This is a genomic window from Synechococcus sp. R55.7, assembly GCF_047461955.1.
Lineage (GTDB): Bacteria > Cyanobacteriota > Cyanobacteriia > Thermostichales > Thermostichaceae > Thermostichus.
The window spans coordinates 10889-13534 of record NZ_JANSIC010000051.1 but is presented as its reverse complement, the minus strand read 5'-3'; the positions used below and the strand labels follow the sequence as shown (position 1 = coordinate 13534).

The 2646-nt window shown below is 58.9% G+C and carries 3 protein-coding genes; all 3 read right to left on the bottom strand.

Features of this window, described 5'->3' with window-relative positions; translation table 11 throughout:
• On the bottom strand, positions 1-768 hold a 768-nt coding region (locus NW820_RS04300), incomplete at its 3' end, for a PRC-barrel domain-containing protein (protein WP_414406777.1).
• Positions 769-876: 108 nt separating this feature from the next.
• Positions 877-2025 carry a glycosyltransferase gene (locus tag NW820_RS04295; protein WP_414330180.1) on the bottom strand — a complete coding sequence of 383 codons (1149 nt, stop codon included), beginning with the start codon at positions 2023-2025 and terminating at the stop codon, positions 877-879.
• 93 nt (positions 2026-2118) lie between these two features.
• Positions 2119-2646 (bottom strand): ubiquinol-cytochrome c reductase iron-sulfur subunit (locus tag NW820_RS04290; RefSeq protein WP_414406776.1); only part of this gene is annotated, 528 nt, incomplete at its 5' end.

Here is a 2646-nt window from a genome sequence, read left to right as displayed (position 1 = left end):
CTCTTCTTTGGCATACTCCTGTTCCCAAGCCGGTTGTTCGGGGGCGGGTGCGGGCTCAGGTGGACGAGGACGCACAGGCTGCGGCTCAGGTTCAGGCTCTTCTTCTGCGTAAACGTCTTCTTCTTCGGCTTCGTATTCCTCGTCGTATTCTTCTTCGTAATCTTCCTCGACAGCGGAACTCTCGACAGCACTGGGCAGGGCAGGAGCAGGGCTAACTCCGGCTTCCCAAGGGGGCTTGCCGATTCCCAGGGTTTCCAAAATCCCCTTGGCCAGTTGGGTTAGGCGGGTCTCAGCGCCATCGGCAACAATAAGGCGATCCCCGCCCACAGAGACAATCTCGTCAGTGGAGAGCAGATAGGTGCTGAGGATAAAGCCAGGTAAAAAGGTGAGGCCAAGGTTGGAGAGCACCAAGCCCGTGATGATGCCGGAGACGGAGTTAAACTCAAAATCCTTAACTTTGCCGAGGCGGATCCCTTCTTCGGTTACCACCTCGCTGCCAACCACGCGACTCAGGCCCTCCAAATCCAAGTTATCGAAAACTTCTTCGCTGGGGACAAGAACTGCATCCTGACCCAACGCTGTTACTTGCCGCAGCTCCATCAAACGGGGGGATCCGGCAAGGGCTTTTTCCAGCACCCCCAGCACCAGAACCTGCTTGGCTTCCAGATCCGCCCAAACTTCGCTGACTACCCCAAGCCGGGCTGCGTTGCCCTGGCTGATCACCTGCGTTCCCAGAACCTGTGACCGCCGACGAACCTCTGATCGCACCAGCGCAACAGATCCTTTCCCAGTCGTCATGATGGTTTCCCCGTCGTAAGTCAAAACGTTCCCGTTGTTGGGCTGCGTGTCTGACACAGTTCGCCAGAATTAAGTAAGTTAATAGTACCACTGCCTGTCTCCTCCCTCGCGGGCTGCCCAGGTGGGATCCCGGCCAATCTGCCTGCTCCAGGCCAGAAACTGCTCTGCCATCGCGCCCAGGGAATAGTGCTCTTCTGCCCGTTGCCGACAGCGGCTCCTGTCGATGTGATCTAGGCGCTCTACAGCCTCTGCCAAAGCTGCCACGTTGTCCGGCTCGACGATCCAGCCGGTTTCTCCATCGCTGACAATTTCCGCGGGCCCACCCCGGCGGTAGGTAATCACCGGCACGCCACAGGCCAAAGCTTCCACCGCCACCAAGCCAAAGGCCTCCACCCACTTGGGGGTCATGATCAAGGCTGAGCATTGCCCCAAGATCCGCTGCATTTGCGGGGTGGGCAAAAACCCTCGGTAATCCAATTGGGCATGCGGGTACTGCTCTTGGATCTGCTGCCAGTAGCCTGGCTCTTGCAGGTGGCCTAGGATCACCACCGGCCTTCCCGTCTTCTCGGCTAGGGCAGCACAGTCTTCTAGGCCCTTCTCCGGGGCAATGCGGCCAATCCAACACAGGGATCCATTCCCTTGGGGCACAAAGTCGTAGAGGCGCAGATCCACCCCGCAGGGCAGATAGACAAAGGGATCCCGACCTGCCGCCATCTCGGCTCGGGCAAAGGCAAAGGTCTGGGCTTGCGCCCGCGAATGCACCGCCAGCCGACCAGGGTAGCGATGGGCAATGTGCTCTAGAGCCTGATCGACGGCATCGCTGAGGGATCCCATGCTAACAATGTGGGCCACCGGGGTGCGGAAAAAATCCGTCAAATAAAACGAGAGCCAATCGTAGCTCCAGTTCACGATTAGATCGAACTGATCTTGCAGGTGGGCAGCCCGCTGCCACAGGTTGGCCAGCAGAGAGGGGGTGTGGATCAGAACCGGCTGATCGCGGCGCTGGGTTTGCGCATAGGCCGGGGGAAGGCCCGCCACCGGCTCGATCACCTCCTCCGGCAACTCCGCCATTCGGGATCCCACAGGGGCCAACACCCGCACTTGGGATCCCATCTGGAGTAAGACACGCGTCAGGTTGGCAAGATTGAGCTCCACACCACCACCGGCCCCGGATCCCAGAGGTCCAACAGGGGTGGAGAGGAACAGATAGCGGTAGGGACGAGCCATAGGGAGAGCCTCGGTAGCTCAGCCCATTGTCTTCTCAATCCGGATACCCGACTCCTTTTGCCTGGCCTCAAAGCCCACAGCCTGCCCAGAACTTTATGAGGCTTTGGCTACAAAAATTTCTCCCTTCTCCACCTTGACCTTGTAGATGGCCAGGTCTGCCTTGGCCGGGCCACGGGTACGGCTGCCATCGGCAGCAAAAGCCGAGCCATGACAGGGGCAGACAAAGTTCTCCCCCCGCCAGTTCACATCACACCCCGCATGGGGACAGGCGGCATCCAAAGCCAGCAGAGAATCTTCTTTTTGCGGATCCCCGACCAGCCAGAGGGTGGCGGTGTTTTTCCCAAAGGCGTTTTCCACCTTGAAGGGGCCATCTTTGAGATCGGCCAGAGTGGCAACTTTCACAAACTCCGGCTCAGAAGCCTTAGAGCCAGAAGCAGTTCCCTGGGCCAGGGCAAAACGGCGCCGGGTAAACCCAGGTAACCAACCCACCAACGAGCCAAAACCGAGAGCCAGCCAGCGAAGAAAACCACGACGATTGTTGTACATGGCTATGTGTCCTTGGAGGTGTGCGAAATGTAGGTCATGAGCCAGCAAAAGACCGGCCCCTTCAGAAGGGATCCC

What these genes read in the sequence shown, in the direction of transcription:
- NW820_RS04295 (WP_414330180.1), bottom strand. Translation starts at nt 2,025, where the DNA reads ATGGCTCGTCCCTACCGCTATCTGTTCCTCTCCACCCCTGTTGGACCT.